This window comes from Vandammella animalimorsus (assembly GCF_002285285.1).
In the GTDB taxonomy this organism is placed as follows: domain Bacteria; phylum Pseudomonadota; class Gammaproteobacteria; order Burkholderiales; family Burkholderiaceae_C; genus Lampropedia; species Lampropedia animalimorsus.
In genome coordinates this window covers 129320-155473 of the sequence record NZ_NSJF01000006.1, presented here as the reverse complement: position 1 = coordinate 155473, position 26154 = coordinate 129320, and the positions used below count along the sequence as shown (strand labels likewise).

The 26154-nt window shown below is 66.0% G+C and carries 26 protein-coding genes and 1 riboswitch; of the genes, 4 read left to right on the top strand and 22 right to left on the bottom strand.

Annotated elements, in window-relative coordinates; all coding sequences use genetic code 11:
• Positions 1-11 precede the first annotated feature (11 nt).
• From lldP to CK620_RS11670, 10 genes are all read right to left on the bottom strand, one after another.
• On the bottom strand, positions 12-1697 hold the full coding sequence (gene lldP / locus CK620_RS11720) for an L-lactate permease (protein ID WP_095550442.1): 1686 nt from the start codon (positions 1695-1697) through the stop codon (positions 12-14).
• A gap of 345 nt (positions 1698-2042) precedes the next feature.
• The gene (leuA, locus tag CK620_RS11710) at positions 2043-3722 is read right to left on the bottom strand and encodes a 2-isopropylmalate synthase (RefSeq protein WP_095550497.1); all 1680 of its coding nucleotides are present in this window, start codon (positions 3720-3722) and stop codon (positions 2043-2045) included.
• A 316-nt stretch (positions 3723-4038) separates the two neighbouring features.
• Entirely contained in the window at positions 4039-4875 is an 837-nt protein-coding gene (gene pssA / locus CK620_RS11705; RefSeq protein ID WP_172424332.1) for a CDP-diacylglycerol--serine O-phosphatidyltransferase, read from the bottom strand.
• A gap of 111 nt (positions 4876-4986) precedes the next feature.
• Entirely contained in the window at positions 4987-6048 is a 1062-nt protein-coding gene (gene dusB, locus CK620_RS11700; RefSeq protein ID WP_238946126.1) for a tRNA dihydrouridine synthase DusB, read from the bottom strand.
• 152 nt (positions 6049-6200) lie between these two features.
• A complete protein-coding gene (locus CK620_RS11695; RefSeq protein WP_238946117.1) occupies positions 6201-7085 on the bottom strand; it encodes a septal ring lytic transglycosylase RlpA family protein in 885 nt (294 codons plus the stop codon).
• A gap of 32 nt (positions 7086-7117) precedes the next feature.
• The gene (gene metF / locus CK620_RS11690) at positions 7118-7987 is read right to left on the bottom strand and encodes a methylenetetrahydrofolate reductase [NAD(P)H] (RefSeq protein WP_095550439.1); all 870 of its coding nucleotides are present in this window, start codon (positions 7985-7987) and stop codon (positions 7118-7120) included.
• Positions 7988-8109: 122 nt separating this feature from the next.
• Positions 8110-8877, bottom strand: a complete 768-nt coding sequence (locus tag CK620_RS11685) for a TlyA family RNA methyltransferase (protein ID WP_095550438.1) — start codon at positions 8875-8877, stop codon at positions 8110-8112.
• 38 nt (positions 8878-8915) lie between these two features.
• Positions 8916-9257 (bottom strand): phage holin family protein, encoded by a 342-nt coding sequence (locus CK620_RS11680; protein ID WP_095543203.1) that lies wholly within the window; start codon positions 9255-9257, stop codon positions 8916-8918.
• Between the two features lie 141 nt (positions 9258-9398).
• On the bottom strand, positions 9399-10850 hold the full coding sequence (ahcY, locus tag CK620_RS11675; protein ID WP_095550437.1) for an adenosylhomocysteinase: 1452 nt from the start codon (positions 10848-10850) through the stop codon (positions 9399-9401).
• Between the two features lie 196 nt (positions 10851-11046).
• A riboswitch (S-adenosyl-L-homocysteine riboswitch) is annotated at positions 11047-11178 on the bottom strand.
• A 119-nt stretch (positions 11179-11297) separates the two neighbouring features.
• Positions 11298-12116, bottom strand: a complete 819-nt coding sequence (locus CK620_RS11670) for a PP2C family protein-serine/threonine phosphatase (protein WP_095550436.1) — start codon at positions 12114-12116, stop codon at positions 11298-11300.
• Between the two features lie 31 nt (positions 12117-12147).
• Here CK620_RS11670 and CK620_RS14120 point away from each other — a divergent pair, with 31 nt between their 5' ends.
• Together CK620_RS14120 and brnQ are read left to right on the top strand one after the other, a co-directional pair.
• Positions 12148-12309: a hypothetical protein gene (locus CK620_RS14120; RefSeq protein WP_179290644.1), complete on the top strand. Its 162-nt coding sequence runs from the start codon at positions 12148-12150 to the stop codon at positions 12307-12309.
• Positions 12310-12589: 280 nt separating this feature from the next.
• On the top strand, positions 12590-13933 hold the full coding sequence (gene brnQ, locus CK620_RS11665; protein WP_238946116.1) for a branched-chain amino acid transport system II carrier protein: 1344 nt from the start codon (positions 12590-12592) through the stop codon (positions 13931-13933).
• Between the two features lie 24 nt (positions 13934-13957).
• Here the strand turns inward: brnQ and CK620_RS11660 are convergent, their stop codons facing one another.
• Positions 13958-14881: a DMT family transporter gene (locus CK620_RS11660; protein ID WP_238946115.1), complete on the bottom strand. Its 924-nt coding sequence runs from the start codon at positions 14879-14881 to the stop codon at positions 13958-13960.
• Positions 14882-15118: 237 nt separating this feature from the next.
• Here CK620_RS11660 and CK620_RS11655 point away from each other — a divergent pair, with 237 nt between their 5' ends.
• Positions 15119-15403: a type II toxin-antitoxin system Phd/YefM family antitoxin gene (locus tag CK620_RS11655; protein WP_095550435.1), complete on the top strand. Its 285-nt coding sequence runs from the start codon at positions 15119-15121 to the stop codon at positions 15401-15403.
• Entirely contained in the window at positions 15403-15828 is a 426-nt protein-coding gene (locus CK620_RS11650; protein ID WP_095550434.1) for a type II toxin-antitoxin system VapC family toxin, read from the top strand. Before CK620_RS11655 ends, CK620_RS11650 begins: the two co-directional genes overlap by 1 nt.
• 21 nt (positions 15829-15849) lie before the next feature.
• Here the strand turns inward: CK620_RS11650 and CK620_RS11645 are convergent, their stop codons facing one another.
• From CK620_RS11645 to CK620_RS11595, 11 genes are all read right to left on the bottom strand, one after another.
• The gene (locus CK620_RS11645) at positions 15850-17568 is read right to left on the bottom strand and encodes a (2,3-dihydroxybenzoyl)adenylate synthase (RefSeq protein WP_095550433.1); all 1719 of its coding nucleotides are present in this window, start codon (positions 17566-17568) and stop codon (positions 15850-15852) included.
• A 212-nt stretch (positions 17569-17780) separates the two neighbouring features.
• Positions 17781-18386 (bottom strand): hypothetical protein, encoded by a 606-nt coding sequence (locus CK620_RS11640; protein ID WP_143326083.1) that lies wholly within the window; start codon positions 18384-18386, stop codon positions 17781-17783.
• A 91-nt stretch (positions 18387-18477) separates the two neighbouring features.
• On the bottom strand, positions 18478-19749 hold the full coding sequence (locus CK620_RS11635; RefSeq protein WP_095550431.1) for an MFS transporter: 1272 nt from the start codon (positions 19747-19749) through the stop codon (positions 18478-18480).
• 83 nt (positions 19750-19832) lie between these two features.
• Positions 19833-20762, bottom strand: a complete 930-nt coding sequence (locus CK620_RS11630; RefSeq protein ID WP_095550430.1) for a hypothetical protein — start codon at positions 20760-20762, stop codon at positions 19833-19835.
• Positions 20763-20850: 88 nt separating this feature from the next.
• Positions 20851-21744, bottom strand: coding sequence for a recombination-associated protein RdgC (locus CK620_RS11625; protein WP_095550429.1), 894 nt, complete (start codon positions 21742-21744; stop codon positions 20851-20853).
• A 56-nt stretch (positions 21745-21800) separates the two neighbouring features.
• On the bottom strand, positions 21801-22583 hold the full coding sequence (gene ugpQ / locus CK620_RS11620) for a glycerophosphodiester phosphodiesterase (protein WP_095550428.1): 783 nt from the start codon (positions 22581-22583) through the stop codon (positions 21801-21803).
• Positions 22584-22650: 67 nt separating this feature from the next.
• Positions 22651-23199, bottom strand: a complete 549-nt coding sequence (locus CK620_RS14440) for a monovalent cation/H(+) antiporter subunit G (RefSeq protein ID WP_095550427.1) — start codon at positions 23197-23199, stop codon at positions 22651-22653.
• Positions 23196-23477, bottom strand: coding sequence for a K+/H+ antiporter subunit F (locus CK620_RS11610; protein WP_095538418.1), 282 nt, complete (start codon positions 23475-23477; stop codon positions 23196-23198). Before CK620_RS11610 ends, CK620_RS14440 begins: the two co-directional genes overlap by 4 nt.
• Entirely contained in the window at positions 23474-23983 is a 510-nt protein-coding gene (locus CK620_RS11605; RefSeq protein WP_238946114.1) for a Na+/H+ antiporter subunit E, read from the bottom strand. Before CK620_RS11605 ends, CK620_RS11610 begins: the two co-directional genes overlap by 4 nt.
• Entirely contained in the window at positions 23980-25782 is a 1803-nt protein-coding gene (locus CK620_RS11600; protein ID WP_095550426.1) for a monovalent cation/H+ antiporter subunit D, read from the bottom strand. Before CK620_RS11600 ends, CK620_RS11605 begins: the two co-directional genes overlap by 4 nt.
• Complete coding sequence (locus CK620_RS11595; RefSeq protein WP_095538420.1) at positions 25779-26144, bottom strand: Na+/H+ antiporter subunit C; 366 nt, start codon at positions 26142-26144, stop codon at positions 25779-25781. The genes CK620_RS11600 and CK620_RS11595 overlap by 4 nt, the downstream gene beginning before the upstream one ends.
• Positions 26145-26154: the final 10 nt, after the last annotated feature.

Sequence of the window (26154 nt, the reverse complement as noted above, 5' to 3'; positions counted from 1 at the left end):
TGCTGCCGCGATCAGTGCGGAATCATCCACGGCAGCACATAGGCTTGCAGCGTGGTCATGGCGCCGATGATGACCGCAAAGATCAGGCTGTGCTTGACGGTGAAGCGGAACAGATCGGATTCGCGCCCGGCCAGCCCCACGGCCGCGCAGGCAATGGCAATCGATTGGGGCGAGATCATCTTGCCCGTCACGCCGCCAGTGGTGTTGGCCGCCACCGTCAGCACCTCGGGCAGGCCCAACTGCTGGGCCGTGGTGGCTTGCAGCGCGCCAAACAGGGCGTTGGCCGAAGTATCCGAGCCGGTGAGGAACACGCCAATCCAGCCCAAAAAGGGCGAGAAGAAGGTGAACGCATCGCCCGTGTGCGCCAAGGCCAGCGCCAGCGTGGCCGACAGGCCCGAGTAGTTGGCGATGAAGGCAAAGGCCAGCACCATGCCGATGGAGTAGATGGGCAGGGCCAATTCCTTGAAGGTTTCCGCCAGCGTGCAGGCGGCCTGGGCCGGGCGCATGCGCAAATACAGGATGGTCAGCAGCGCTCCAATCATGATGGCCGTGCCGGTGGCGGAGAACCAGTTGAAGGAATACACCGCGCCATAGGGCGAGGCGCTGGCGACCACGGGCGGCATTTTCTGCACCAGGTTGTGCAGCATGGGCACGGGGATGGCAATCACCCAATCGGCCAGCGCGCCGCCCTTGGCGAACAAATCCTTGAAGGGCTTGAGGCTCCAGATCGTCACCATTGCCGTGAGGATGATGAAGGGCGACCAGGCCTTGAGCACCTTGCCCAGGGTCAGCTCCACTTCGGCCTCTTTCTGCGCCTGGGCCTGCTGGGCGGCCACAGCCTGGGCGCCGCCTTCGGTTTCAAAGCGGAAGATGCGCTTGGGTTGCCAGACCTTGAGAAACAGCGTCAGCGCCACCAGCGAGACGATGGCCGAGGTGATGTCCGGCAGCTCCGGCCCGATGTAGTTGGCGGTGAGAAACTGCACGATGGCAAAGCTGCCGCCGCCCACCAGCACGGCGGGCCAGGTCTCCTTGATGCCGCGCCAGCCGTCCATGATGGCCATCAGCCAGAACAGCACGATGATGGTCATGAAGGGCAATTGCCGCCCGGCCATCTGGCTGATGGCCATCGCATCCACGCCCGAAACCTGCCCGGCCACGATGATGGGAATGCCCATGGCGCCAAAGGCCACCGGCGCGGTATTGCCAATCAGGCACAGGCCGGCGGCATACAGCGGCTTGAAGCCCAGGCCCACCAGCAGCGCAGCCGTGATGGCCACCGGCGCGCCAAAGCCCGCCGCGCCTTCCAGAAACGCGCCAAAGCAAAAGCCCACCAGAATCAATTGCAGCCGCTGATCGGGTGTGATGGACAGGATCGAGGAGCGGATTACGTCGAACTGCCCCGTCTTGACCGAGACTTTGTAGAGAAACACCGCGGCGACGATGATCCAGGCAATCGGCCACAGCCCGTAGAAAAAGCCGTACACGCCCGAGGCCAGCGCCGCCGAAACCGGCATGCGATAAAACAGCAGCGCCACAGCCAGCGCCAGCAGCACCGTGATGGTGCCGGCCACATAGCCTTTGAGGCGCAGCCGGGTCAGCGCCAGGAAGAAAAAGATGATGGGGATGAGCGCAACCAGCGCCGAGACCCAGACGTTGCCCGCCGGGTCGTAGTTTTGTTGCCAGATGGTGGGTTCCATAGACCGAAGCTCCATGTCACGCAAAAACGAGCAGCCGATGAACCTGCTTGCAAGGCCCACTGGCTGCAGCCTGTGCGCATCGGGCTGGGTGCTGATGCCAATTGCCCCCTGGGCCGCCGTCGCGCGGGGGGAATCGGCATCGCTCAAAGGGCCTGCCATCGGCCTTTGCAGCTGTGCCTTGCACCAAAACGCCGTGTGATTCTAGAGCGTGTTATGCGCTTTTCGCCCCCCGCGAAAGCCCTTGGGCAGGCCTGCCCTTGGCGCCAATGGCGGGCAAGAAAGCCAAAAGCCCGTGCCGGGCGGGCCGGTACGGGCTTTTGGGGCGCTTGTTTCAGGGCCTGGGGCTCAAGCCGTGGTGGCCTCGGCCATGCGCAGCTGGCTCAGATCGACGCCGGCGCGCTCCACGCCCGAGAGGATGGCCGAGATCGAGGCCGAGACGATGTTGGGGTTGCGCGCCGCGCCCCAGCAGCGTTGCTGGCCCACCTCGACTTCCACGTAGGCCATGGCCTGGGCATCGGCGCCGGCGCCGATGGCATGCTCGGCGTAGTCCAGCACGCGCACGTCGCAGCCGACCTGTTGCAGTGCGTGGATGAAGGCTTCCACAGGGCCGGAGCCCTGGCCCTGCACCTGCGCCTGGGCGCCGTTCTTGCGGATGCTGGCCTGGATGGTGGTGGCCTGGCCATCGCCGCCGAGCTGGTAGCTGGGCGCGGTCTCGTGCAGGCGGTATTCGCGCTGGAAAATCTCCCAGATGTCGTGGGCGGTCATTTCCGTGCCTTCGCTGTCCATGGCCTTTTGCACCACCTGGCTGAACTCGATCTGCAGCTTGCGTGGCAGCGCCACCTTGTACTCACTCTCCAGCAGGTAGGAGATGCCGCCCTTGCCCGATTGGCTGTTGACGCGGATCACGGCCTCGTAACTGCGGCCCAGATCCTTGGGGTCGATGGGCAGGTAGGGCATATCCCAGATCTCGCCTTCCTGGCGCGCGCCGAAGGCTTTCTTGATGGCGTCCTGGTGCGAGCCGGAGAACGAGGTGTAGACCAATTCACCCACATAGGGGTGGCGCGGGTGCACAGGCAGCTGGTTGCAGTATTCGACGGTGCGCTTGATCTCGTCGATGTTGGAGAAATCCAGTCCCGGATGCACGCCCTGGCTGTACATGTTCAGCGCCACGTTGACGATGTCCAGGTTGCCGGTGCGCTCGCCATTGCCGAACAGGCAGCCTTCGAGGCGGTCGGCGCCGGCCATCAGGGCCAGCTCGGCGCTGGCGGTGCCCGTGCCACGGTCGTTGTGCGGGTGCACCGAGAGGATGATGCTGTCGCGGCGCTGCAGGTGGCGGTGCGACCATTCGACCATGTCGGCAAAGATGTTGGGCGTGCTGTGCTCGACGGTGGTGGGCAGGTTGATGATGCACTTGTTCTCGGGCGTGGGCTGCCAGACTTCGGTGACGGCATCGACCACGCGCTTGCTGAAGGCCAGCTCGGTGTCCGAATACATCTCAGGCGAGTACTGGAAGACCCACTTCGTCTCGGGCTGCTTGGCGGCCAGCTCCTTGAACAGGCGCGCGTGCGAGGCGGCCAGCTCGACGATCTCGTCCTCGCTCATGCCCAGCACCACGCGGCGCATCACCGGCGCGGTGGCGTTGTAGAGGTGCACGATGGCGCGCGGTGCGCCCTTGAGGGCCTCGAAGGTGCGCTCGATCAGCGGCGCGCGCGCAGGCGTGAGCACCTGCACAGTCACATCCTCGGGGATCAGGTTTTCCTCGATCAGCTTGCGGGTGAAGTCGAACTCCACCTGTGATGCCGAGGGAAAGCCGATCTCGATTTCCTTGAAGCCCACCTCCACCAGCGTCTTGAACATGCGCAGCTTGCGCGGCACGTCCATGGGCTCGATCAGCGCCTGGTTGCCATCGCGCAGATCCACGCTGCACCACACGGGTGGCTTTGTGATGACGGCATCGGGCCAGGTGCGATCCTTCAAGCCGATGGGGGCAAAGGCGCGGTACTTGGTGGCGGGGTTCTTCAACATCATGGTCTAGCTCCTGTTCGCAGATGGGGATGGATGTTGCCGGTGCAGCCGGTGGTGTGCTGGCACACCTGGAAAAACAAAAACGGCCCGTCGCTGCACAAGCTCACGGGCCGTTGGGTTCTCTGGTGTTTTCCAAGAATGGAAAAACAATGCGCGCACTACCAAACCCGCCCGTGGGGCGCGGCTAGTAGTAGGTTCAGGGAGAATTTGCGCATCGCGGCAATGTATCACAGTTTTTGCGCGCTGCCTGTTTTCGCAGCAGGCCTTTGCTAAGGGGGTGTTGAGAACCGCTTTGCAAACCAAATCTCAACAACCCCTAACGATGTAGGCCCTGCTCGTCAGGCTCATCGGTGGAGGTGCTGATGACGCTGACGGGCTCGCCGCGTGCGCGACGCCGTACGTAGACCACAAAGCCGCTGCAGGCGTAGCCGACGAAGAGCGTGAACAGCACCAGAGGCGGGTCGATGTTGATGATGGCGATGACCAGCACCACCAGCACTACGCTGATGAAGGGCATCGAGCGGCGCGCGCGCAAATCCTTGAAGCTGTAGAAGGGCAGGTTGGTCACCATGGTGATGCCAGCGTAGAGCGTGATGGCAAACATCAGCCAGGCCATGGCCGCAGGCGAGAGATAGCTGCTCCAGCCGTGCTCGGCATCATTGGCCAACCAGATAAAGCCGGCCACCAGCGCGGCGGCCGAAGGTGAGGGCAGGCCCTGGAACCAGCGCTTGTCCACCACGGCGGTATTGACGTTGAAGCGCGCCAGTCGCAGCGCGGCGCAGGCACAGTAGACGAAGGCCGCCGTCCAGCCCCAGCGCCCAAGGCTGTGCAGGCCCCATTCATAGGCCACCAATGCAGGCGCAGCGCCGAAGGAGACCATGTCCGAGAGCGAGTCCATTTGCTCGCCAAAGGCGCTTTGCGTCTTGGTGATGCGCGCCACGCGGCCGTCGAGGCTGTCGAGCACCATGGCGGCGAAGATCGCCAGCGTGGCCAGGTCAAAGCGCTGCTGCATGGCCATGACGATGGCGTAGAAGCCACAAAACAGCGCTGCCAGTGTCACGGCATTGGGCAACACGTAAATGCCCTTGCGCCGCATTGACGCAGGATGCGGCATGGCAGGTGGTTGAGGCGGGCGGGCGGGATGTTCGTTCATGGAGCCACAGGAAAGTGCGGGTGAAACGGGCAGCGCGCCATCCCCATCATGGGGCGCAGGGCAACGCACGGGCTGGCTGCATTATGGCCTCGGCATCTGTGGCTGGCCGCTTCACGGGCGGCAAGGGGAGCAAGCAGCGCTGGCCGGCGAGCCTGCCCCACTGCTGGCCTCGGGAGCATTCTGCGCTTCGGCCTCGTCGTCCGGGGCTGGTGTGCTGCCCACGGCGGCTGGCCATTGCGGGCATTGTTCGGCCAGCTCTTGCAGGTAATCGGCCAATTGCTGCCATTGGCGTTGGCAGTCTTCTTCCTGGTTGAGGCGCTGGCGCAGCGCCTCGCTGCCGGGCAGGCCGCGCAGGTACCAGCCGATGTGCTTGCGCGCGGTGCGCACGCCGCTGTATTCGCCATAAAGGCTGTAGTGTTCGAGCAGGTGCGCCAGCAGCCATTGCCGCACCTGGGCTGTGGCCGGCGGCGGGGCTTGCGTGCCGGTGTGCAGGTAGTGGGCGATGGCGCTGAAAATCCAGGGCGTTCCCTGCGCGGCGCGGCCAATCATCAGCGCATCGGCGCCGGTGTACTGCAGCACCTGCCAGGCTTTTTCGGGGCTGGTGATGTCGCCGTTGGCCACGACTGGGATGCACACGGCCTGTTTGACGGCGGCGATGGTGTCGTACTCGGCCTGACCTTTGTAGCCTTGCTCGCGCGTGCGGCCATGCACGGTGAGCATTTGGATGCCGGTTTGCTCGAAGGCGCGAGCCAGCGTCTCGGCATTTTTGTGCTGGGCGGACCAGCCGGTGCGCATCTTCAATGTCACTGGCACGCCATGGGGCTGGCAGGCGGCAACCACGGCCTGGGCGATGGCCAGCGCCAATGGCTCGTTTTGCATCAGGGCCGAGCCGGCCCAGGCGTTGCAGACTTTCTTGGCCGGGCAGCCCATGTTGATGTCGATGATTTGCGCGCCGCGCTCGATGTTGTAGCGCGCGGCTTCGGCCATCATCTGCGCGTCGGTGCCGGCAATCTGCACGGCAATGGGGCCGGGCTCGCCATCGTGGTTGGCGCGGCGCGAGGTCTTGAGGCTGCGATACAGATGTGGCTGGGAGGTCACCATCTCGCTGACCGCATAGCCCGCGCCGAGCTGGCGGCACAGCATGCGAAAGGGCCGATCTGTGACGCCAGCCATGGGCGCGACGAACAGCCGATTGGCCAGCGCGATGGGGCCGATCTGCAGGGGGGCGAGCCAGGCTTGGGGCAGCGGGGGCGAGGGGACGTCGTGCGCCCGGGCGGGCGGCATGGCCTCGGGCATGGGGGAGGCTGGCATGGCTGGGGGAGGACTCAGCGCTTTGCGTTGGCGTTGGGTTTGCGAGCCTGGGCTTTGCCCGCTTTGGCCTGCGAAGCCTGGGGCGCTGCAACGGTTGCGCGAGGTTTGCGAGCTGGCGCTCGGGCCTTGGAGGCTTGAGGCTTGTTCTTGCCCGCTGCGCTGGCATTGGCGGCTTTGCCGCTTTGGGCCTTTTTGTCGCCCTTGGTCAGCTCTTTGCGCGGTGGATTTACTGGCGGGGGCAGGCCCTTGCCGCGAAGCGGCACCTCGCCTTCGCCGCACTGCGGGCCTTGGCCGTTGGGGATCCACAGCGAGACGTTTTTCAGGCCCAGCGAAACCATGCCCAGGCGCTCGGCGGCGGCGCGGCTGAGGTCGATGATGCGCCGGCCGGAATAGGGGCCGCGGTCGTTGATGCGCACCAGCACTTCCTTGCCATTGACCAGGCTGCGCACGCAGACTTTGGTGCCAAATGGCAGGCTGCGGTGCGCAGCGGTCAACGCATTCATGTTGTAGCGCTCGCCATTGGCGGTCAGGCGACCGTGGAACTGCCTGCCATACCACGAAGCCACGCCGGTCTGGTACAGGCTTTGCGGAGCAAGCGCGGAGGCCCTGGGCGCGGGCAACTCTTTCTTCAGGCCTGGGGTCAGGCGGGTGTCAACCACATCCTGGCTGGGCTGCAGGCCAAGGCTGGATTGCGCAGCGCCGGCTTCTGGGGTGTCGAGCTCGTAAATGGGTGGCAGCAGCTCCAGGCCAAGCAGGCGCGTGGCATCCCAGGGCTGCGGCGGGGGCTCGTCGCTGGCTTTTTGGGGCGGCAGGGTGCTGCAGGCGCTGAGCGCCAGCAGCAGCGTCATGGCGCTGGCATGCAGGGCCAGACGGCGAAGCGGAGGGCAGGAAGAAGGCATGGCGGGGCGATGGCTGCGCGCGAGCGTCGCGCTCAATGTGTTGGCAGGCCCAGGCGGCGGGCGATTTCCAGCACCAACGTGCTTTGGTTCATGGTGTAGAAGTGCAGGCCAGGCGCGCCGGCGGCCAGCAGACGCTGGCACAGCTTTGTGACCACATCCAGCCCGAAGGCCTGGATGGAGGCCGTGTCATCGCCATAGGCTTGCAGGCGGCTGCGCACCCAGCGCGGCACTTCAGCGCCGCAGGCGTCGGAAAAGCGCAGCAGCTGGCTGGCGGCGTGAATGGGCATGATGCCCGGCACGATGGGCAAATCCAGCCCCAGGCGCTGGGCCTCGTCCACGAAACGGAAATAGGCGTCGGCGTTGAAAAAGTACTGCGTAATGGCCGAGTTGGCGCCGGCGCGCACCTTGGTGGCAAAAGCCTGCAGGTCTTTTTCGGGCGAGGCCGCTTGTGGATGCATTTCGGGGTAGGCGGCCACCTCGATGTGAAAGTGCTCGCCGGTCTCTTCACGGATGAAGGCCACCAGATCGCTGGCGTATTGAAACTCGCCGCCCAGGCCATAGCCACTGGGCAGGTCGCCGCGCAGCGCCACCAGGCGCTTCACGCCCATGGCCTGCAGCTCGGCCAGCTCGGCGCGCAGCTTCTCGCGCGTGGCGCCGATGCAGGAAAAGTGCGCTGCGGCCTGCTGGCCCTCGGCCAGGATTTCACGCACGGCGGCAAAGGTGCCCGCCTGCGTGGAGCCGCCCGCCCCATAGGTGACGGAGCAGAACTGCGGCTGCAGCGGATACAGCGCCTGGCGCGTGGCGCGCAGCTTGAGTGCGCCGGCCTCGGTCTTGGGCGGGAAGAATTCCAGACTCAATGCGGCGCGTGGTGCCTGTGGTTGGCTGGGTGCGGAAGCGGACATGGAAGGCAATCGAAAACGCAAGGAGTGGGCCAGGCTCGGGCGGCCAGAAGCCCTGACCGTAAATGAAACGGAAAAACCCCAGCCAGTCGGGCCTTTGGCACAGCCTGGCTGTGGGGCGGAAGCTATTGATTGAGGTCAGCAGCGTGGCGTTGCGCAGCGATGAAAAACTCGCGATTGCCATCGCCGCCGGTGATGGGGCTGGGCAGCCAGTGCAGCAGTTGCAGGCCGTGCGCGGCACAGGCCTGGTTGATGCGCTGGCGCACCTGCTCGTAGTGGCGCGCATCGCGCACGATGCCGCCCTTGCCCAGCAGCTCGGGCTGCAGCTCGAACTGCGGCTTGACCAGCATCAGCAGCCGGGTATGCGCATCCATGCAGGGCAGCAGCGCGGGAAGCACCAACGTCAGCGAGATGAAGGACAGATCACCGACGATCAGCGCAAAGCCCTGGCCATCCGGGTCCACCATCGCGCGCTGCAGATGCCGTGCATTGCAGTGCTCGATGGCCTGCACGCGAGAGTCGCTGCGCAGCCGTGCGTCGAGCTGGCCGTGGCCCACATCGACGCCCACCACCTGCGCCGCGCCGTGCTGCAGCAGGCAGTCGGTGAAGCCGCCGGTGGACTGGCCGATGTCCAGGCAGCGCCAGCCCTGCACATGCCAGCCCAGCGCGCGCAGCGCGCCTTCGAGCTTGAGGCCGCCGCGCGAGACGTAGCGCGCCTCGGCGGCATCGAGCAATTGCAGCTCGGCCGCGCCGGGCAGCTCATCGCCGTTTTTGCGCACCGGCTGCCAGGGGGCATCGGGCAGGCGCCACTGCACGCCAGCGGCAATCAGCCGTTGCGCCTGCGAGCGCGTTTGCGCCAGGCCACGGTGCACCAGCAGTTGGTCGGCACGCATGGGGCAGTCTGGTCAGTGCATTGCGCAGTCAGCAGGCCTTAACCTGCTGCACGCCAGCTGTTCAAGGCCCAGTTGATGACGCTGTAGAGCAGGGCGCCGAACACGCCCGACCAAAAGCCCGAGACCTGAAAGCCACGCATGAAGCTGCTGGCCAGCCAGAACATCAGGCCGTTGAGCACCAGCACGAACAAACCCAGTGTCAGCACCGTGACGGGGAAAGTCAGCACCAGCAGCACGGGCCGCAGCAGGGAGTTGATCAGGCCCAGGATCACGGCCGCCAGCAGGGCGTTCTTGAAGTTGGTGATCTGCACGCCAGGCAGCATGTAGGCCACCAGCATCAGCGCCAGCGCGCTGAGCAGCCAGGTTATCAGCAGGGGCAGCATGGCAAAGTCCTCCTCGAAATCGCAGCAAGAAGCCCAGCATACTCCACACGAATGCGCTGGGTGGATCAAGGTCGCAGTGGTTGTGCAGCCCGAGCGCAGCGCCTGCAAGGGCAGGCGCTGCACCCAGGCGCTTGCGGATCAATAGCGATAGGTATCGGGCTTGTAAGGCCCTTCCTTCTTCACGCCGATGTAGGCCGCTTGCGAGTCGGTCAGCTCGGTCAGCTGTGCGCCGAGTTTGGACAGTTGCAGGCGGGCGACGTGTTCATCCAGGATTTTGGGCAGCACATAGACCTGGCCGGCCTGGTATTGCTCAGGCTTGGTGAACAGCTCGATTTGCGCCAGCGTCTGGTTGGCGAAGCTGCTGCTCATCACGTAGCTGGGGTGGCCGGTGGCGCAGCCGAGGTTGACCAGGCGGCCCTTGGCCAGCAGGGTGATGCGGCGGCCGGTGGGGAAGATGATGTGATCGACCTGGGGCTTGATCTCCTCCCACTGGTATTGCTCCAGCGAGGCGACGTCGATCTCGTTGTCGAAGTGGCCGATGTTGCAGACGATGGCCTCGTTCTTCATGGCCACCATGTGCTCGTGGCGGATCACGTCCTTGTTGCCGGTGGTGGTCACGAAGATGTCGGCCTTGTCGGCGGCGTATTCCATGGTCACCACCTTGTAGCCCTCCATCGCCGCTTGCAGGGCGCAGATGGGGTCGATTTCCGTCACCCAGACCTGGGCGCGCAGCGCGGCCATGGCCTGGGCGCAGCCCTTGCCCACGTCGCCGTAGCCGCAGATGACGGCAATCTTGCCCGCCACCATCACGTCGGTGGCGCGCTTGATGCCATCGACCAGCGATTCGCGGCAGCCGTAGAGGTTGTCGAACTTGCTCTTGGTCACGCTGTCGTTGACGTTGATGGCGCGAAACAGCAGCTCGCCTTTAGCGGACATTTCCTTGAGGCGCATCACGCCGGTGGTGGTTTCCTCGGTCACGCCGATGATTTGAGCGCTCTTGCGGGTGTACCAGCTCGGGTCCTGGGCCAGTTTGGCCTTGATGGCGGCAAAGAGCACGCGCTCTTCTTCACTTTGCGGGTTGGCCAGCACGCTGGCGTCTTTCTCGGCCTTCTGGCCCAGGTGCATCAGCAGCGTGGCGTCGCCGCCGTCGTCCAGGATCATGTTCGGGCCTTCGGCATCGCTGCCTTTGTTGCCGAACTCGAAGATGCGGTGCGTGTAATCCCAATACTGCTGCAGCGTTTCGCCCTTGACGGCAAACACCGGCGTGCCCTGGCCGCCATTGGCGCTGTTGCAGGCGATGGCGGCGGCGGCGTGGTCCTGGGTGGAGAAGATGTTGCACGAGGCCCAGCGCACATCAGCGCCCAGGGCTTGCAGGGTTTCGATCAGCACGGCGGTCTGGATCGTCATGTGCAGGCTGCCGGCGATGCGTGCGCCCTTGAGCGGCTGGCTGGCGGCGTATTCCTCGCGGATGGCCATCAGGCCGGGCATTTCGGTCTCGGCGATGGCGATTTCCTTGCGGCCCCAGGCGGCCAGGGACGGATCGGCAATCACGCTGTGCGCGGCCAGGGGAAGATCATTTTGGGCGTTCATGGACAAACTCCAGTTCATTGCAACAGGTGGACAGGGACCGCCAGCGCAGTGTCTGCACGCGTGAGCAAGAAGTGGATGGGCCGGGGCCAAAGCGCTCTTGCCGCCGCATGCGCCTGCGGGCGGTTGAGCGTCGTTGCGAAATCTGGACATCGCGGGCCGCAGGCCCGTGGCGCTGCTGCGCCATGCCAGTGACTGCCATGGGTTGGCGCCGGTGCGACGCTGCACGGCCTTTGTTGCGCAGTGCAATGACAGTCAAGGATTTCCGAGCCTGGCAATTGCCCCGGCGCTGGGCCTGTGGCGGCAAGTTGCTGCAACGCTCCTCGGAAAAACGGGCGATTATAAAAGCCCGCGCGCGATCTTGTCACGGCGGCAGGATCGCGCCCGGGCCGGGCGGCTGGGGGGAGGCTCGAAGTCTTGTCCGGCAGGGGCCGCGCTGCGCCAAGGCGCTCAGACGGAAATGTCGGTGCTGAAGCCGGTGCGCTGATCCAGGGTTTGCTGGGGCTGCTCGGCGGGCAGGGGCTCGATCTTGATGATGGCCACCGAGATATTGTCGCTGCTGCCGCCGGCGCGTTCATTGGCCTTGTTGACCAGGAACATGGCCGCATCGCGGGCGTTGAGCATTTGCGTGGTTTGCCCCAGCTCTTGGGGGGTGAACTGGCTCCACAGCCCATCGCTGCAGGCCAGCAGCACATCGCCAACCTCGAGTTTGGCGATGCTGTAGGCCGTGGCCGGCGGGTCAATGTCGCTGCCCAGGCAGCCCACCAGCACGTTGGAGTTGGGGTGGTTGGTGGCCTCTTCCTCGCTGATCTCGCCGCTGTCGATGAGCGATTGCACGTAGGAGTGGTCCTTGGTGCGGAACACCAGGCGCCCCCACTGGAAGTAGTAGATGCGCGAGTCGCCCGCATGGATCCAGTGGCACTGGTTCTGCGGCGTGATCAAAAATGCCGCAATGGTGCTGTGCGGCTCCTGCTCGGCGGAGACGGCCGTCAGGCGGATCACCAGGTGCGCATCCTTGACGATGCTGTGCAACAACTGCTCGGGCTTGTCCGTCTCGGGGTCGAAGCGCTCGAACAGTTGACGCGCGGTCAGCAGCACCTGATCGGCCGCCTTGCGCCCGCCGCTGCGCCCGCCCATGCCATCGGCCACGATGCCCAGCACACATTCCTTGCTGCGGTGGTGCTGGTAGATGGCCACCTGGTCTTGTTGGTATTGGCGATCACCTTTGTGCAGGCCGGTGGCCGCCGTCAGTCGGTAGTTGGTTGGCATGGTTGGGGCCTGTCTGGTCGAGAGTGAAGACATGCCGCGCTCGCTGGCGTTGCGGGCCTTGGTGCTGCGCAGCGCATGGGGTGGCGCAAATTATGTACTGGCTCCATACCGCAATGCAGCGCCTGGCGGGCAGATTGCTGGCGATTTCGCGGCCATTGCGTCCGAATCAGTGGGGAAAATCACACAATTGTGATCGGATCAGCGGTGTTTGGCCCCAGGCCCCCGGTCAGGAGCATGAGGCAGCTCAAGGCTGAAGAACAGGTTGGGGCGGCTGAAGAGGGCCTATTGCAAATGCTTGCAATCGTGTATGGCGTTACGTTTTGGCCATTGTTGCCGCATTGCTGTTCGTGTACCGCCGCGCCTGCATCACACGCTCTAAGATCGCGCCATCACAGCACCGATGGTTTGCATGAAGGGCTTTTTTGCGCCACCCATGCAAGGGGTGCAAACAATCTTTTTCTGGGGTGCCTGAAATGCCTTCTGCCAGTCAACGCTTGTCGCTGAGCCTTTTGATGGCCACGGGAATGATGCTGTTTGCGCTGTTTTTTGGCGCGGGCAATCTGATTTTTCCTGCCGCTTTGGGGCAACAGGCAGGGCAATCGCTGTGGCCGGCAATCTGGGGTTTTTTGATCACCGGCGTAGGCTTGCCATTGCTTGGGGTACTGGCATTGGGCTTGTCCAGAGCGCAAGGGTTGCAGGATCTGGCTTCGCGCGTGCATCCTTGGTTCGGCGTGTTGTTCACCGTGGCCCTGTACTTGACCATCGGCCCCTTGTTTGCGCTGCCGCGCACGGGCTCGGTGGCGTTTGAGATCGGGCTGTCGCCGTGGCTGCCGCAGCAGGGGCGCAAACTGTGGGAGATCGGCAGCCTGGCGCTGTTTTTTGCCATTGCGCTGTGGCTGGCCCTTTCGCCGGGCAAGCTGGTCGGCCGCATCGGCAAGGTGCTGACGCCCTTGCTGCTGCTGGCCATGGCGCTGCTGATTGCCTCGACTTTTGTCGCGCCCATGGGCCCGCCGGCTGCGGCGCAGGCTGCGTATCAAGCGCAGCCCTTCGTCAAAGGCTTTCTGGCCGGCTACGACACCATGGATGCGCTGGCCTCGCTGGTGTTTGGCATGCTGGTGCTGATGAGCGTGCACCAGGCCGGCATCCGCGAGCCGGCCCAGGTCATGCGCGCCACCTTTGCCGCTGGCCTGGTGGCCGCGCTGCTGCTGGCCGTGGTCTATGTCTGCATTGCCCGCATGGGGGCCACGAGCCTGGCCCAGCTGGGCCTGCTGGACAACGGCGCCAAGGTGCTCTCCGGCGTGGCCATGCACTATTACGGCGCTTGGGGTGCGGTGCTGCTGGGGGTCATGGTGTTCCTGGCTTGCGTCACCACCGCCGTAGGCTTGTTGGCCGCTTGTGCGGCCTATTTCAACCATTTGTGGCCGATCTTGAACTACCGCGCGCTGGTGCTGCTGTTCGCGCTGGTTTCCTTTGCCATTGCCAGCCTGGGGCTGGGCACGATTCTTTCTGCGGCTGTGCCGGTGCTGGTGTTCCTCTACCCGCTGACCATCGTGTTGATCGTGCTGGCCATGGGCCAGGCCTTGTTGGGCTGGGGCACGGTGGTGTGGCGCTGGGCCATGGGGGCCACCGTGCTCTCTGCGCTGCTGCATGCGCTCCACAGCGCCAAATGGTTGCCCGCAGCGCTGGCCGATGGATTGGCGCGTTACGTGCCCGGACAGGAGGCAGGCATGGGCTGGATGGTGTTTGCCGCAGCGGGGCTGGCCCTGGGCCTGCTGCACTGGCAGGCCACTGGGCGCAAGCCCATGCAATTGGCGTAGTGAGATTGTGGGGTTTGCCGGCGCTCAAGCCCGCAGCCGCCCCCAGTGCATCAGCGCCATGCCGCCGATGGCCAGCAGGCCACCCAGCAGCAGCGTGGCGCCCAATGGTTCGCCCAGCCAGAGGCTGGAGCACAGCACGCCAAACACCGGCACCAGCGTGATATAGCCCGATGCAGCGCCCGCACCCAGCGCCTTGACGCCAGCGTAATACCAGGCATAGGCCAGCGCGGCGGCGCCAAAGCTCAGCGCCAGCAATGACCACCAGGCCGCAGCAGGGGCTTGCGCCATGGCGTGCCAGGCACTGGGGCCTTCCACCCCCAGGCTGAGCAGCACCAGCAGCAGTGCGCCCAGTACCGAGCAAACGCCGGTGGCGCTGAGCGCATCCACGCGGGTCAGGACGGCGCGGCCAATCAGCGTATAGGCCGCCCAGCACAGCACGCAGCCCAGCAGCAGCCACTCGCCCAGGCCGGCATCACCAGCACCGGGCAACTGGCTGCTGGGTGCGGGCGCGCCACTGGCGATGGCCAGCAGCGCACCGCAGATGGCCAGCAGCATGCCCAGCGCGATGGCGCCATTGAGCCGCTCCTTGAACACCAGCGCCGCCAGCAGCAGCGTGGCCACCGGGTTGAGCGCGATGGCCAGCACGGCCCGGCTGGAGGGCACGGATTGCAAGGCCAGCATGAAAAACACCGCATAGCCAAACACCCCGGTGGCCGCAGCCAGGGCCAGGCCCAGCCATTGGCGCGATGAGAGGTTGCGCAGCCCACGCAGGCGGCCGCTGCGCCCCATCCACACCAGCAGCAGCGCACTGGCCAGCAAAAAACGCGCCGCCGCCGCCGCCAGTGGCGGCATGTTCAGCGCCACGATGCGCCCCCACGGCCAGGAAGCGCCCCAGATCATGGCCATGCCCAGCAGGCGAAGGTGAATGGGGTCGAGAGGCAGGCGCATGGCGTGGCAGTGGGTGGGCAATAGGGGGCCAAAAGGGCAGCGGCCAGAAGGCAGCCGGCCACAGGCCCGCCAAGATGGAAAACAGCAGCGGGCGATTGTGCACGTTTTGCCCGCTCGCACCGAGACTTTGAACAGAGTCATGGCTCATGGCCAGTACGGCCCTGGCCAGGCGGCCCAGCTTGCCCGTGTGCTAGCGGGGCGCTAGACTGTAGAACATTCCTACAAATTGGAGGCCCTATGCCGATCACCGTGAGCACCCGGGAGTTCAATCAAAAAGCCAGCCAAATGCTGCAACTCTCCCAGCATGAGCCTGTTTTCATCACCAAGTGGGGCAAGATCGTGGGCGTGCTCTCCAGTTATGAGCAATACCGCCAGCAGGAGGGCAAAAGCCTGGCCGATGCGTTTGCCAGCGGACATGAAGCGGGTGCATTGGGCGGCGCATTGAGCGTGGCTTTCGACGACCTGTTGGCCGGCATTCGCCAGCACAGCAGCAAAGTGCGTGAAACGGACTGGGGCGATTGATGTATCTGCTCGATACCAACATCGTCTCCGAGTTGCGCAAGGCGGAGAAAGGCCGGGCCGATGCCCAGGTGCTGCAGTGGTTTTCAGGCATCAAGATTCAGCACGCCTATTTGAGCGTCATCAGTTTGGCCGAGATTCAGACTGGCATCTTGCTGCTGGCGCGGCGCGATGAACAGGCGGCAGCGATCTTGCAAAACTGGCTGAAAATGCGCCTGCTGCCCGAGTTCGCCCAGCGCATCCTGCCCTTGGATGCCCAGGCCGCCTTGCTGTCGGCCCAGTTTCATGTGCCGGACAAAAGCCCGCTCAACGATGCCTACATCGCCGCCACGGCCAAAACGCATGGCCTGACGCTGGTGACCCGCAATGTGCGGGATTTCGCGGGCCTGGGCATCGAGGTCTTCGACCCATTCGCCCAAGGGCGTTGATGGAGCCGCCGCCGCAGGCGCTCAGCGCGCTGCCGGCGCGTCTTGCGCCAGCAACTGCGCGCGCAGCCGGGCGCGCAGCTCCTTGCGGCTGGTTTTGCCCACGGCCGTGGTCTCGAAGCTGTCCACGAACACGATCTGGTCCGGGATCTTGAACGCGGCAATCTGGCGGCCCTTGAACCACTGCTTGATCTCGATGGCGCGCGGTTTTTCGCCCTGGCGGGCGATGACGAAAGCGCAGCTGCGCTCGCCCAGATATTCGTCGGGGATGGAAACTACCGCCGCATCGAACACCTGCGGGTGGGCCAGCAGATGGTCTTCGATCTCCTCGGCCGAGACCTTCTCGCCCGCGCGGTTGATGTGGTCGGTGGCGCGGCCCTGCACCGTCAGGTAGCCGCGCGCGTTGCGCAGCACCATGTCGCCGGTGCGGTAGTAGCCATCGTCGGTGAAGCTGCGCGCATTGGCCGCATCGTCATTGTGGTAGCGGCGGATGGTGTAAGGCCCGCGCGTGAGCAAATAGCCCGGCTGCCCCTCGGGCACGGGTTGGCCCAGGTCATCGACCACCAGCACCTCGTCATCGGCGCTGATGGGGCGGCCCTGGGTTTCGATGACGGTGGCCTCGTCATCGCCCAGCCGGGTGTAGTTCACCAGGCCCTCGGCCATGCCAAAAACCTGCTGCAGCTGGCAGCTCAGGCTAGCGCTGACGCGCCGCGCCGCCTCGGGCGTGAGCTTGGCGCCGCCCACCTGCAGCGTGCGCAGGCTGCTCAAATCGTGCGCCTGGCCCGCACCACCTGTACCGCTGGCCGCCTGCGCCCACAGCAGCGCCAGCGGCGGCACCAGGCCCACGGCCGTGACGCGCTCGGACGCAATCAGCGGGAAGGCCGCCTCGGGCGAGGGCGAGGGGCTGAGCACCACCGTGGCCCCGGCGTAAAAAGCGCCAAAGGCCCCGGGCGAACTCATGGGGAAGTTGTGCGCCGCAGGCAGGGCCACCATGTACACGCTGTCCTGCGTGATGCCGCAGATCTCATTGCTGGCGCGGAAGCTGTAGATGTAATCGTCGTGCGTGCGCGGGATGAGCTTGGACAGGCCCGTGCTGCCGCCGGAAATCTGCAAGAAGGCCACGGCCTGCGGGTCGGCATCGGCGCTGGCCAGATCGGGCAGGCGCGCCGCATCGCTCTGGAAGGCGTCAAACGCCGTGAACTCCGCCGCATCGCCGCCGACGATGAACACCTGCTCAAACAAATCGTGCGAAAACGCCCGCTGCCGCAACTCGCGCGCCAGCGTGCGGTAATCGAACTGCTCGTACTGCTGCAAGGCCACGTAGGCCGAGGCCTCGGCCTTGTCGATGAAATGGGCGATCTCGCGCGTGCGGTGTGCAGGCAGGGCATAGACCGGAATCAGCCCGGCGCGAAACAGCCCGAACACCACGCTGTAAAACTCAGGCACATTGCCCATTTGCACCACGACGCGATCGCCCGGCTGCAAGCCGCTGGCCAGAAAGCCGGCCGCTGCCGTCTCCACCTTCTGCCAGAACTGGGCATAGCTCCAGCGCGCCAGCGGCTGACTAGTACCGCCGGCCGCTGAGTAGCCCACCAGGGCCGTGTGATCGGCGCGGCGCTGGGCCTGGGCCTGCAGAAAGCTGGCCATGGTCTCGCCCCGCCAATACCCCGCTGCGCGGTAACGCGCCACGAACTCGGGCGGCCAGGTTTGCAGCAAGGGATGGCGGTGGCGTGAATTGGTCATGACAAACAGCGCAAATAAGAATGATTGCTGAAAAGCGCCGCGATTTTAGGGCCTGAGCAAGGTCTTTGAATCAGCGGAGAAAGTGACGTTGTGGTGGGCTGCTGCTTGAACAAAGGCCAGCATGCTGACCCAGCTGTGGGGAAGGACTTGCCATGCAGCGGCTCGCCAGAGCGCGCACTTCTGCTGTTGTTGAAGCGAAGGTAAATGGGCGGTTAGCGCGGCGGCTTCAGCAATGGCTCGATCGCTTGCCAGACGTCGGCGCGGTTCACCTCCAGCGCGTAAGCCTGCCCGCCGCGCTCCAGGCAGGCTGGGATGAAGGGGTCGGGGCTGTCCTTGCTGGAGGGCTTTTGCGCGGGCATGGGCAGGGCCAGGCTGGTCAGTGCGTCTTGCCCGTCGCTGATGTCCCACAGCATAAAAGGGTTGATGAGGCATGGCGCTTGCTCCGTCCGTGTTGCCTGTGCCTTGGCATCGGTGCGCACCCGCACGGCGCGCAGGCGGGCCATGCTGGCCTGCACCTGGGCCGCATCGTCCAGCGCGCGGTACAGCGCCCGATCTTGCAGCCAGCCGCGCACTATGCCGCGCAATGTGTGGTGGTCGTAAGGCTGGGCGGCGAAGAACCAATGCGTGCTGGCATAGACCTGCACGCGCTGGGCCTGGCTGGGCAGATGGGCGGCCAGCGTCTGGTCTGCTGTTTGGGCTGCCGTCTGGGTTGCGGCTTGGGGCGTGGTTTGGGCGTCGTGCGGCGGTGCGGGCAGGCTTTGCGCCGCCAGCGTGGCGGGTAACAACAGGGCCGCTGCCCAGAGTAAACGGTGTTTCATCAAAAAAGCTCCTGGGGTGGGTGCATCCGAGGGCGTTTGGCATTGCAGCAGGCGCTGCGCCGGGCATTGTTGCGCGGGTGGCCGGAGCGCTTCAAGGCCGCCGTGCGCCATGCCAGGCCACGGCGGCGGCCAGGGCCAGCAGGCTCAGCGCAACGCCGGCGTAGGGGGCCACGGGCGAGAGGGTGTACAGGCCTGTGCCCAGCATGGGCCCAAGCACCATGCCCAGGCCTTGCGCGGCTGAGGCATTGCCGGCGGCCGCGCCTTGCTCGTGGGCCTGCACGGCATTGGCCGCCATGGCCTGGAAGGCGGGGAAGACAAAGCCCATGCCGAAGGCGCCGATGGCGTAGGCCAGCAGCAAATGCCAGGGCTGGCTGGCCAGCAGCGCGCTGGCAAAGCCCAGCGCGGAGATGCCCGCGCCGGCCATCACCCAATGGCGCAGCGCAATGCGCTTGAGGTGGATGACGCACTGCTGCGACAGGATCAGCGCCAGGCCCACGCAGGTCAGCGCGTGGCCGGCCAGGCGCGCGCCGCGCTCCTCGCTCAGGCCGAACTGGTCCATGGCGAAAAAGCCCACGGCCACCTGGGCCACGGCCACGCACATCATGGCCACGAAGGCGGTGGCCATGGCCAGGCGCAGGCGTGCATCCCACAGCGGCAGATGGGGCCGGGCCTTGGTCTGGGCCGCTGGGGCGGCGGCATGGGCAGGCTGGTTGCCGCTGCCTTGCGGTGCCTGTGGCGGCAGGCCGGCGGGCAGCCACAGGGCAATGCCCAGCAGGCCCAGCAGGGGCAGGGCGGCAGTGGCGTAAAAGCCCCACTGCAGGCCCCAGCCACTGACCAGGCTGACGATGGCCGGCCCGGCCACCATGCCCAGCGCATTGGCCGAGCCGAGCTTGGCCATGGCCTGGTGGCGCAGCTCGGGCGCGACGCGGTCGGCGATGGTGGCCGCCGCCGTGGGCGGCACGGCAGCGTAAAACGCGCCGATGATGCTGCGCGCGGCGATCAGCACGGCGGCGATCAGCGCGGCCGGCAGGGCCTGGTGCAGGGCCAGATCGACGAACACGGCCAGCAGCGCATAGGTCAGGGTGAACACGCCCAGGCCGATGAGCAGCACGGGCTTGCGGCCCAGCCGATCGCTGGTGCGGCCCCAAGTGCGCGCCAGCAGCATCCAGAACACGCCGCCGATGGACATGGAAATGCCCGCCACCATTTCCGAGACGCCCAGCTGGCGCACGACGGGGCCGATGATGGCCACGTAGGCCATCATGGCCATGGTGCCCACCAGCGCGGCCAGCAGCAGCGGCGCTAGGCGAAAGGCAGAAGTGGCAGCGGAGGCGGCAGTTGGGGCAGAGGCTGAATCAGGCATCGGGGACGGCGGGCAAGACGCGCAAAGACGCACGAAATGATAGCCGTCACACAAAGCGCTGCAGCGCTGAGCGCGGGCGGGCCTCAGGCCTGCAGGCAGGTCACCACCAGGCCCAGCAGCATCAGGCCCATGCCGATTTTTTCGGCGCGGCTGAAGTGTTCGCTCAGCAGGCGGCGTGAGACCAGGTAGCTCAGCAGCACTTCCACCATGCCCAGGGTGCGCACGGATGCGGCCCCTTGCATGGCGTAGGCCGTGAACCAGGCCAGCGATGCGGCCGCGCCCATGCTGCCGGCCAGCAGCGAGATGCGCCAGGCGCGCAGCACCGGCGCCAGGCCTTGCGGGGTGCGCCACTGGATCCATAGCCCGGCCCCCAGGGTTTGCAAGGTTTGTGCGATCAGCACGCCCCAGGCGCCCGACAGCCAGGGGCTGGGGGCGTTCAAGGCCAGCGCGCCGCCGCGAAAGCCCACCGTGGCGATGGCAAAGCAGCAGCCGCAGGCCAGGCCGTAGAGGGCGCAGCGGTTCATCCAGGCAGGCAGGGACAGCAGCTGGTCGCGCGGCGGCAGCGACAGCAGCAGCACGCCAGCGCTGGCCACGGCCATGGCCAGCAGGGCCAGCGGCGAGGGCAGCTCATGCAGGAATACGGCGGCAAACAGCGCCAGCTGCAGCACTTCCGTCTTGCTCAGGGTGACGGCCACGGCGAAGTTGCGCTCCTTCATCGCCAGCAGCAGGGCGGCCGTGCCAGCGAGCTGGAAGATGGCGCCCAGGGCAATCCAGCCCAGGTAGGTCAGGCTGATGTCGGGCAGTGCGGGGCGCTGCGCCGGCAGCAGGTGCAGCAAGGCCAGCCACAGCGCGGCAAAGGGCAGGCCGTAGAGAAAGCGCACCAGCGTGGCCGGCAGTGTGCCCAGCTCCTGAATCAGGCTGCGCTGGGCCGTGTTGCGCACGGTCTGGGCCAGGGCGGCGAACAGTGTGATGGGCACCCACAGCCAGGCCAGGTGTTGCAGGGATTCGGGCATGGCGCGGTGTGGCAGGCGGTGCGTGAATGGGCTGGATTGTCTTGACGGCGGCGTGAATGGGCGCTCGATTTGGCGCTCGATCTGGCACTCAAGCGGGCGCTTGCTCGCCGCCCAGGGCCTCGAGCAGTTGTGGGATGAGCTGCGACAGCTCGCCGGTGGTCAACGCCACGTCGGTGTCGAAGCGCTCGTCGCTGCCGCCCTGGCCTTCGAAGACGGCATCGCTCAGGGCCAGTTTTTTGATCTGCAGGGTATCGGTAAGCACGAATTGGCAGCGATCGCCCCAGCCCAGCGACAAGCGGGTGGGGCGCTTGCCGGCTTGCAGATGGCCCTGGATTTCCTCGATCTCCAGCGCGTGGCGGGCGTAGCGCACCGTGGCGCGGGTTTCGTCCGTGGCCTTGAGCTCGCACTCATCGCCCAGGCTGAAGGCGCCGGGCGCGGCCTGCTCCTGCAGCCAGGCGGCCATGGCCGAGGCTGGGGCCTCTTGCGTTTGCAGCATGCGCGGCACAAAGCCAGGCCATTGCTCGACCAGCGCGGTGAGGATGGCGTCGGCGCGCTGCGGGCTGGCAGCGTCGATGACCAGCAGCTGCTGGCGCGGGTCGATCCAGACCCAGTGCCCGTGGGTTTTGGTGAAGGCCAGCGGCAGCAGGCTCAGGCGCGCCTCGTCCTTGAGGTCGCGGCGCTCTTTCTTGCCGGGGCGGCGCCCGGTCTGGGCCTCGATGGCGGCGGCTTTTTGCTCGACCTGGGCATCGACGACCGAGGCGGGCAGGATTTTGCTTTCGGTGACGTGGCGCATGATCCAGTGCCCGCCAATGGATTCGATCATGGGCGCGTGCTCCTGGCCGCGCGGCGGCAGCCAGCCGCTCGATTGCTCCTGCGTGGCGCTGCAGGGGCTGAAGTGCTGCGCCTGCAGGGCCTGGGTGGCGGCGCCCAGCTCGGGCTCCCAGCCCTGTGCGATGCGGTAGATCAACAGGTTTTTGAACATGGTTGGCAAAAGAAGGCGAGGTGCAGGCGCTGGCCCAGGGCCTGCGCCCGGCAGGGTCAGCGCACGGCGGCAGGGGGCTGTGCGGCGGGGCTGAAGGCGTCAACCCGGTCGGTGATGATGCCGTCCGTGCCCATGGCCTGCAGGGCCTGGGCCTGGGCCACGTCGTTGACGGTGTAGCTCAGCGCGCGCAGGCCCTGGGCATGGGTGGCGGCCAGACGTTGTGGATCCCACAGTGTGTGCTGGCAGACCAGTGCGGCGCAGCCCAGCGCCTGGGCGGTGGGCAGGGCGTCTTCCTGCCACTGCGCCAGCAGCAGAGCGCGCATTTGCTGCGCGTTGATCTGCTGCGCAGCGCGCAGCGCCGCAGGCTGGAAGGAGGACAGCAGCGGCGGCAGCAGATCGGCCGGCCAGAGCGTTTGCACCAGCCGCGCCACGGCCGCGCCGGTGGCTTCTTCGGTGCCGGGGATGGGCTTGATCTCGATGTTCAGCGCGAAGTGGTTGGCGATGCACCAACGCATCAGCGCCGCCAGCGTGGGCAGGGGCTCGCCCGCCCAGCGCCGCCCGTGCCAGCTGCCGGCGTCCAGCTGGGCCAGCTGCGTCCAGCACCAGTGCGCAGCAGCGCCCTGGGCATTGGTGGTGCGATCGAGCTGGGCATCGTGCATGAGGTAGAGCACGCCGTCTGCGCTGAGCTTGGCATCGCATTCGAACATGCGATAGCCGTACGAGGCGCCGTGGCGAAAGGCCGCCAGGGTGTTTTCAGGCGCCAGCAGGCCGGCGCCGCGGTGGGCGATCCAGAACGGGTAGGGCCAAGCGCTGGGCGCGGCGGTGGAGGCAGAAGGCATGGGTCAAGCAGGGAGTGGGGCACGCGCTGCGCGCTGTGGCATGCCGGCCAGCCGGGGCTGGGCGGAGTTATTGCGGCTTGGCTGGCTCGGGCGTGTTCGGGCTCGGGCCGGGCGAGTGCGCATCGGGCGCGCTCATATCGGGCCCGTTCATATCGGGCGCATCGCGGGTCTCGTCGGCATTGCCGCCATCGCTATCGCCATCGTTATGGCTGTCGCCGGCGTCATCGTCCTTTTCCGGCGCCAGCTTGGGCACGGCCAGTTGCAGCATGTTGACGCTGCGCGGTACGTCTTCGCCGCTTTGGCGCGAGCGAAACAGCGCAGCGCGCATCAGGAAGATGGTGGTCACGGGCGCGGTGATGGCAATGAACAGGCCCAGCAGCAGCACGTTCAGCGCCAGGCTGCCGCTTTGCACGGAAAAGTAGGTGATGGTGGCCAGCATCAGGCACCAGATGCCAGCGGTGGTAATGAGCGCCGGGGCGTGCACGCGGGCGAAAAAAGTGGGCAGGCGCAGCACGCCCGAAGCGCCCAGCAGGCCCACCAGCCCGCCGCACAGCGCAAAGAAGGCGACGATGATTTCCGCCCACAGCGGCAGGTTGAAGGTGGCGGCCTCGCTCATTCGATGACCTCGCCGCGCAGCAGGAACTTGGCCATGGCCGTAGTGCTGACAAAGCCCAGCAGGGCAATCAGCAGGGCGGCCTCGAAGTAGGCGCTGCTGTCGTAGTAGATGGACAGTGTGAGCATGACGTACATGCCCAGCATGTACAGGCAGTCCAGAGCCAGGATGCGATCCTGGGCGCTGGGGCCGATCAGCAGGCGCACCGTCACCATCAGCATGGACAGTGCGAGCATGGTCAGGGTGATGGGCAGGGCCCAGGCCAGCACGGATCCGTTCATTCGAAAATCTCCATCAGGGGGCGCTCGTAGCGCTGTTTGACGGTCTGGATGACTGTTTGCTCGTCGATGCGGCCATCGAACACGTGCAGCAGCAGCGTGCTGCGGTCCATGGACAGCTCGGCCCAGGCATTGCCGGGGGTGATGGTGACAATGGCCGCCAGCACCGCCAGGCCATTGGGGTTGCGCATCTCCAGCGGGATGCGCACGAAGATCGAGGTGTCCTGCCGCGTCAGGCTGGGCTGCAGCAGGATGCGGATCACCAACCAGTTTGAATGCCAGGCATCGACCATGACGGTCAGGCACAGCCGCAGCACGGTCAGCGGGTGGCGCATGCGCTTGGAGCGTGGCCGCAAATTGGCGCTGAACACTGGAATGACCAGCCCCAGCACCAGCGCCAGCAGCGCGTTGCCCCGGGTGTAGATTTGCGTCATCACCAGCCACAGCACCATCAGCAGCAGCGACAGCAGTGGCGAGGGAAACAGCAGTTGGAACAGTCTGGCGATCATGGCTTGGCCTCCAGCCCCGAAGTGCCGCTTGGTGTCTGCTCGCCGGGCGTGGCCGCGGCGCTGGCAGCGGCCTCATCGACACTGGCCCCGGCCTCGGCAGAGCCTGCGGCGCTGCCAGTGGTTTGCGTGGGATAGGGCTTGACCTGGGTTTGCAGCACCGACTGGATGTAATCGTCGGGCGCGTACAGCGCATTGGCGGTGGTTTGCATGTAGCGCATCACGTCGTCGGCCTGCACCGTCATGGTCACGCAGCAGCCCAGCAGCAGCGCCAGCGGAATGCCCTCGCCGATCTTGACCAGTGGCGGATTGCGGTCGTGCGAGGCCCAGAAATGGCGGATGCCCGCGCGCGAGAGGGCGATCAACGCCAGCAGGCCCGAGCCGATCAGCAGGGCCAGCAGCAGCCAGCCATCCCTGTCCAGCTGCTGGCCGGAGGAGCCGCCCATGCCCAGCGGATTGAGCAGCGCCGTGAGCATGGTGAACTTGCCGATGAAACCCGACAGCGGCGGCAGCCCGGCAATCAACAGAGTGCAGGCCATGAAGCCCAGGCCCAGCAACGCCACGGCCGCAGGCATGGGCCGGCCCACCAGGGCCTGCTCGCGCTCGTCCAGGTTGAGCGATTGCAGCCGGCCTTGCAGATCGGCGGTGAGAAAGGGCGCCTCGTCCTCGGCCTCGTAGGGGGCGTAATCCGCGCCGTCGTTGCGCCAGCGGTCCATCAAATCGGCCAGCAGGAAGCAGGCGCTGATGGCCAGCGTGGAGCTGACCAGGTAATACAGCAGTCCGGCCGTCAGCAGATTCTGGCCAAAGCCCATGGCCGCCAGCAGCGTGCCTGATGAAACGATGGCGCTGTAACCGGCCAGATTGCCCAGCTTTTGCGAGCTGAGCACGCCAATTGAGCCTACGGCGATGGTGGCCATGCCGGCGTAGGTCAGCCACTGGCCGCCGTACTGGGCAGAAGGCCCGGCGTCGTAGCCGAACAGCAGCGTCCACAGCCGCAGCACCATGTAGATGCCGACCTTGGTCATGATGGCAAACAGCGCGCCGGCCGGTGCGGTGGCGGCGCTGTAGGCGCGCGTGAGCCAGAAATTCATCGGCCAGACGGCGGCCTTGATCAGCAGGGCCACGCCCAGCACGCCAGCGGCGGCGTGCAGCAGCGAGCGATCCTCGTCGGCCACGTAGGGAATGATGCTGGCCATGTGCGCCAGGTTCAGCGTGCCGGTGATGCCGTAGAGCATGGAAATGCCGATCAGCAGCAGCGAGGAGGCCAGCAGGTTGATGGCGATGTAGTGCAGCCCGGCCTGTACGCGAAAACGCCCCGAGCCGTGCAGCAGCAGCCCGTAGGAGGCGGCCAGCAGGATCTCGATGAACACGAACAGGTTGAACAGGTCGCCCGTGAGGAACAGCCCATTGAGGCCCATGAGCTGCAACTGAAACAGCGCGTGGAAATGCACGCCGGCGCGGTGCCAGCGCGCCGAGGCATAGATGGCCGAGGCCAGCGCCAGCAGCGCCGTGAGCGTGAGCATCAGCGCCGCCAGCCGATCCAGCACCAGCGTGATGCCGAACTGCGCCGGCCAGTTGCTTGTCAGGTACACGCCCATGGTCGTGGCCGAGCTTTGCTGGTGGCTCCACTGCAGCAGGAATACGGCCACGCCCAGCAGGCTGAGGCAGGACATCAGGCTGAGCGTGAGCTTGATGCGCTGGCGCTCCTCGCCCAGCAGCAGGATGAGCGCCGCCACCCCCATGGGCAGCAACACGGGCGCCAGGATGAGGTGGGGCATCAGGGAGTGCAGCCAGTCTTTCATGAGGCTTCGTTTTTCTCGGCGGAGAGGCGGCCGTCCACGTGGTCAGTGCCGGTCATGCCGCGCAGCGCCAGCAGCACCACCAGAAACAGCGCTGTGGTGGCAAAGCCGATGACGATGGCCGTCAGCACCAGGGCCTGCGGCAGCGGATCGGCATAGTGCAGCAGATCCTGGGGCACGCCTGGGCGCAGCACGGGCTCTTTGTCGATGGCCAGACCCAGTCGGCTCATCGAGAAGATGAACAGGTTGACGGCATAGCCCAGCAGCGCCAGGCCGATGATGACCTGAAAGGTGCGCGGCCGCAGCAGCAGCCAGACGCCGGCGCCGGTGAGCACCCCGATGGCGATGGACAGGACGATTTCCATGCGTGGCCTT